5 protein-coding genes and 2 pseudogenes are annotated in these 4725 nt (G+C 61.5%); 4 read left to right on the forward strand and 3 right to left on the reverse strand.

What is annotated here, in order from left to right; translation table 11 throughout:
• A partial coding sequence (locus G1E_RS08020; protein WP_047149753.1) for an MFS transporter occupies window positions 1-1259 on the forward strand: 1259 nt, incomplete at its 5' end.
• A 165-nt stretch (window positions 1260-1424) separates the two neighbouring features.
• Here G1E_RS08020 and G1E_RS08025 read toward each other — a convergent pair.
• Window positions 1425-1715, reverse strand: a pseudogene (locus tag G1E_RS08025) (hypothetical protein); the annotation flags it as partial.
• 273 nt (window positions 1716-1988) lie between these two features.
• Between G1E_RS08025 and G1E_RS08030 the strand changes: the two are divergent.
• Both G1E_RS08030 and G1E_RS08035 read left to right on the forward strand, forming a co-directional pair.
• A pseudogene (locus G1E_RS08030) lies at window positions 1989-2234 on the forward strand (hypothetical protein); the annotation flags it as partial.
• Window positions 2235-2354: 120 nt separating this feature from the next.
• Window positions 2355-2960 carry a flavin reductase family protein gene (locus tag G1E_RS08035; protein ID WP_047149747.1) on the forward strand — a complete coding sequence of 202 codons (606 nt, stop codon included), beginning with the start codon at window positions 2355-2357 and terminating at the stop codon, window positions 2958-2960.
• Here G1E_RS08035 and G1E_RS08040 read toward each other — a convergent pair whose 3' ends face one another.
• Window positions 2961-3218, reverse strand: a complete 258-nt coding sequence (locus G1E_RS08040) for a hypothetical protein (RefSeq protein WP_009683090.1) — start codon at window positions 3216-3218, stop codon at window positions 2961-2963. It lies immediately after the preceding gene.
• A gap of 59 nt (window positions 3219-3277) precedes the next feature.
• The gene (locus tag G1E_RS08045; RefSeq protein ID WP_009683091.1) at window positions 3278-3571 is read right to left on the reverse strand and encodes a putative quinol monooxygenase; all 294 of its coding nucleotides are present in this window, start codon (window positions 3569-3571) and stop codon (window positions 3278-3280) included.
• Between the two features lie 201 nt (window positions 3572-3772).
• On the opposite strand from G1E_RS08045, the gene G1E_RS08050 reads away from it, so the two are divergent.
• The gene (locus G1E_RS08050) at window positions 3773-4693 is read left to right on the forward strand and encodes an AraC family transcriptional regulator (protein ID WP_029884879.1); all 921 of its coding nucleotides are present in this window, start codon (window positions 3773-3775) and stop codon (window positions 4691-4693) included.
• Window positions 4694-4725 lie beyond the last annotated feature (32 nt).

Raw genomic sequence — 4725 nt, forward strand, 5'->3', positions numbered from 1 at the left:
CCGCCAGCCGCCTGAAGTCGATCTTCAGCGGGTCCATCGGCAACATGGTCGAATGGTACGACTGGTACGTCTACGCCGCATTCTCGCTGTATTTCGCCAAGGCCTTCTTCCCGGCCGGCGACTCCACTGCACAACTGCTCAACACCGCCGCGATTTTCGCCGTTGGCTTTTTGATGCGCCCGATCGGCGGCTGGCTGATGGGCCTTTACGCCGACCGCAAAGGCCGCAAGGCCGCGCTGATGGCCTCGGTACTGCTGATGTGCGCCGGCTCGCTGGTCATTGCCCTGACGCCTGGCTATGAAACCATCGGCTTCGCCGCACCGGTCCTGCTGGTCATCGCCCGCCTGATGCAGGGCCTGTCGGTGGGTGGCGAATACGGCACCTCGGCAACCTACCTCAGCGAAATGGCCAGCAAGGACCGCCGCGGCTTCTTCTCCAGCTTCCAGTACGTGACCCTCATCTCCGGCCAGCTCATCGCCCTGGCAGTGCTGATCGTCCTGCAACAGACCCTGACCACCGAGCAGCTGTATGCCTGGGGCTGGCGCGTACCCTTCGTGATCGGTGCGCTGTGCGCCGTGGTCGCGCTGTACCTGCGCCGTGGCATGGAGGAAACCGCCTCGTTCACCAAGAAGGAAAAAGCCAAGGAAAGCCTGATGCGCACCCTGCTGCGCCACCCCAAGGAACTGATGACCGTGGTTGGCCTGACCATGGGCGGTACCCTGGCCTTCTACACCTACACCACCTACATGCAGAAGTACCTGGTCAATACCGTGGGCATGAGCATCAGCGACTCGACCACGATCTCGGCCGCCACGTTGTTCCTGTTCATGTGCCTGCAGCCTGTGATCGGCGGTCTGTCCGACAAGATCGGCCGGCGCCCGATCCTGATCGCCTTCGGTGTACTGGGTACCCTGTTCACCGTGCCGATCCTCAGCACCCTGCATACTATCCAGACCTGGTGGGGGGCGTTCTTCCTGATCATGGCAGCGCTGATCATCGTCAGTGGCTATACCTCGATCAACGCCGTGGTCAAAGCTGAACTGTTCCCGACCGAAATCCGCGCCCTTGGCGTGGGCCTGCCCTACGCACTGACCGTTTCGATCTTCGGCGGCACCGCCGAGTACGTGGCGCTGTGGTTCAAGAGCGCGGGCATGGAAAGCGGCTTCTATTGGTACGTCACCGCCTGTATCGCCTGCTCGCTGCTGGTGTACGCGACGATGAAGGACACCAAACAGCACTCTCGTATCACCACCGAGTGACCCGGTAAGGCCGTTCTGCAAGGGCGCCCAACGTGCAGGGCGCCTTTTTTTATGCCCCCTAATGCCCCATGAGCCGATTAGCTGAGCTATTCGGCTCATGGGATGGGTGTGAAAGGCCGTTTGCTGGGCAAGCGTGAAAGCATTGACCCGTTACCGCATCAACATTCAGGACATTTCCAGCGCCTGACGCGGTTCACGACGCTGGTACCAGCTAGCCACCAGTACCAGTACCAGCAGCACGCCACCCAGCACGGCCGATGAACCGACCGTGCCGAAGTCCAGCTTGCCCTTCGCATGAGGTTTGGTCAGGAAGTCGCCCAGAGCGGTACCCAAGGTCAGCGGCAGGATCCCGATCAGCAGGGCCGTACCGGTGGCATAGACCATGCCCAGGGTAGGGTCCATGAAGTCGGACATCGTGGTGCCGACGGTGCTGGTGGGCTGAAAAATAGGTAGGTAAGCGATGAAAAAACGTTCATCGGTGATCTGCATCAGGTGTTCTTCTTAATCCCCTATTAATTGCCACCCTTCAGCCTTCACGGGCTGACTGATGAAGGGTGCATGCACCAACCCGTACCCGCCCAGGCAAACGCCTATACGACGATTACAGCACCTTAAAATATCGAATAAGTCGATTATTTAGTGCTTATATTTGCGCTTTTTAATCAGCATATTGGGCGTAATATTTAAGTCACGGAAACAAACAACCCACAAATCCCTGGAGCAATGACCATGAAAAACAAACTGATCCTCACCCTGGCCCTGTCGGTTTTCGCCACTAGCGCCTTTGCCGAAGATGGTTTCGACCGGACCAATGCCCACACCTTTGCCGCAGCCCAGACCCAGTCGGCCAGCTACGCTGAAGACGGCTTCGATCGTACTGGCGGCCAACGCTTCGCTGAAGACGGCTTCGACCGCACCGGCGGCCAACGCTTTGCTGAAGACGGCTTCGACCGCACCAACGCCAACCGCATCAGCTGATCCCTGCTGCGAGCGCCCAGCCCGGCTTTTGCCGGGCTTGATCATTTGCAGGCAAGCAAAGGCTTGGCACACTAGGCTTCTTGTCTACCAGGAGGTAGGGCCAGTAAGCCCAGCACAATGTATTACTACGAACCCGCCAAAGGCCACGGCCTGCCCCACGACCCCTTCAACGCCATCGTCGGTCCACGTCCTATCGGCTGGGTCTCTTCGCAAGACCGCGAGGGACGCTTGAACCTGGCGCCCTACAGCTTCTTCAATGCCTTCAACTACATCCCGCCAATCATCGGTTTCTGCAGTGTCGGGCGCAAAGACAGCCTGAACAATATCGAGCAGACCGGTGAATTCGTCTGGAACCTGGCCACGCGATCGCTGGCAGAGCAGATGAACCAGAGCTGTGCGCCGGTGGCTGCCGAGGTCAGTGAATTCGAGTTGAGCGGCCTCACCGCCACACCGTCAAGCCTGGTCAAGGTGCCGCGCGTGGGCGAAACCCCGGTCGCGTTCGAGTGCAAGGTCAGCCAGATCGTCCAGCTCAAGCGGGCCGACCAGGCGCTGGTACCCAGCTGGCTGATTCTTGGGGAAGTGGTGGCCGTGCACATTGCCGACCACCTGCTGAAGAACGGTATTTACGATACCGCGGCAGCAGAACCTATCTTGCGCGGTGGTGGCCCGGCGGACTATTTCGAGCTGGGCAACCTGTTCAAGATGGCCCGCCCGCCGGCCTGATCACCAGACCAGCTCACCCTCAGCGCTAACGCCTTGCAGGCGCTGCAGTTCGGCCGTGGCCGCTTCGTCGGCGGCCACGGCGCCCTTGAACACCTGGCCGTCGAGCACCTTGTGAAAACGCGGCGCGCCGCCCATACCCAGGGCTTTGACTGCGATGGCCGCGTGATAGCCACCACCTTCGGCCGGCACCATCGCCGACACCGCTTCGAACTGCGGGAATTCCCTACGTGCCATGTTGCTCTCTGCCTGCTTGATCATGGCCCGGCATGTTAACCCAAACCCCAGCCAGCGCGCGCGCTGTGGGAGGGGCCATGCCGTCAGTCGAATGTATGCAAGTCGAGGCTGCTGACCACCTGCGCCTGCACCAGCTCACCGAACATCTCCAGCGTGGGCGACGCAAAATAGCCACTCATGGCCTGTTGGTCCTGCCAACTGCCGCTGAGCAGCCACAGGTCAGCGTCGGCCTGCGAACGCTGTACGCTGAAACTCAGGCAACCCGGCGCACGCAGCGACGGCTCAAGCAGGTCACGCAGGCGCGCGCCAAGCTCCGCAGAACGCCCGCTGCTGGCACGAATGAACGCAAGATGGGTGACCGGTTGTTTTAGGGCCATTGCACTATCTCCTTGAAGCAAGCGGACGAAAAAGCCAGGCTGCCAAGGTTAGGGGTTCGCCCGCGCAACCCGTTAGGCCATTACTGCTTGCCGCTTGCCTGATCCTGCGGCGCGGCAGGATCAGGCAAGCGACGTGCAGCTTTCGACTAGCGTCGGCCGTTGCCCAAACCTATGCTGCGACCGTCAGCAGAGGAAAGCATCATGACCATCGCCACGCCCACCGACCCGACCCTGGAACTGCAGCGCCTGGAGCTGGCCGAGCTGATTACCCGCCATGCCGGCGAGCCCCACGGCCCGGCGTCGGCCATCGCGGATCTGTACCTGGTGCGCTACACCGAGAATGTGCGCTCGGTCCCTACCCTGGCGCAACCGGCCTTGTGCATCCTTGCGCAAGGCAGCAAAAGCCTGTTTCTGGGTGACGAGCAGTATGCCTACGATCCACTGCACTACATGGTGGTTTCGGTCACCCTGCCGTTGAGCGGCGTGCGGCTCGATGCCAGCCCCGAGCACCCCAGCCTGGGTTTGCGCATGGACCTGGACCCGGCCGAGATCAGCCAGTTGATCGCCGAAAGCGGCCCGATGCTGGTGCCCAACAAGCCATCGGGCCGTGGCCTGTACGTGGACAAAACCGATGCGGCGTTGCTCGACGCCCTGTTGCGGTTGCTGCGCCTGCTGGATAGCCCACGCGACATCTCCATGCTGGCGCCACTGGTCCGCCGTGAGATCCTCTACCGCCTGTTGCGTGGGCCGCAGGGTTATCGGCTGTACGAAATCGCCTTGGCGAACAGCCAGACCCACCGGGTTTGCCAGGCCATCGCCTGGCTCAACAACCACTACCAACAGCCACTGCGTATCGAGGACCTGGCCCGTGAGGTCAACCTCAGCACCTCGACCTTGCACCACCGCTTCAAGGCGGTGACCTCGATGAGCCCGTTGCAGTACCAGAAACAACTGCGCCTGCAGGAGGCACGGCGGTTGATGCTCAACGACGGGCTCGAGGCGGCGGTGGCGGCCTACCGGGTGGGCTATGAAAGCCCCTCGCAGTTCAGCCGCGAGTACAGCCGGCTGTACGGCGCGCCGCCGATTCGGGATGTGGCTCGGTTGCGGGCCAATGCTGGCTGAAGTTCAGGGTGGCTGTACCGGCCCCATCGCTG

The organism is Pseudomonas sp. TJI-51, from assembly GCF_000190455.2.
Lineage (GTDB): Bacteria > Pseudomonadota > Gammaproteobacteria > Pseudomonadales > Pseudomonadaceae > Aquipseudomonas > Aquipseudomonas juntendi.

Bases quoted from the DNA above. Each gene is read 5' to 3' on its own strand.
- G1E_RS08035 (WP_047149747.1), top strand. From the start codon at position 2,355: ATGTATTACTACGAACCCGCCAAAGGCCACGGCCTGCCCCACGACCCC.
- G1E_RS08040 (WP_009683090.1), bottom strand. From the start codon at position 3,218: ATGATCAAGCAGGCAGAGAGCAACATGGCACGTAGGGAATTCCCGCAG.
- G1E_RS08045 (WP_009683091.1), bottom strand. From the start codon at position 3,571: ATGGCCCTAAAACAACCGGTCACCCATCTTGCGTTCATTCGTGCCAGC.
- G1E_RS08050 (WP_029884879.1), top strand. From the start codon at position 3,773: ATGACCATCGCCACGCCCACCGACCCGACCCTGGAACTGCAGCGCCTG.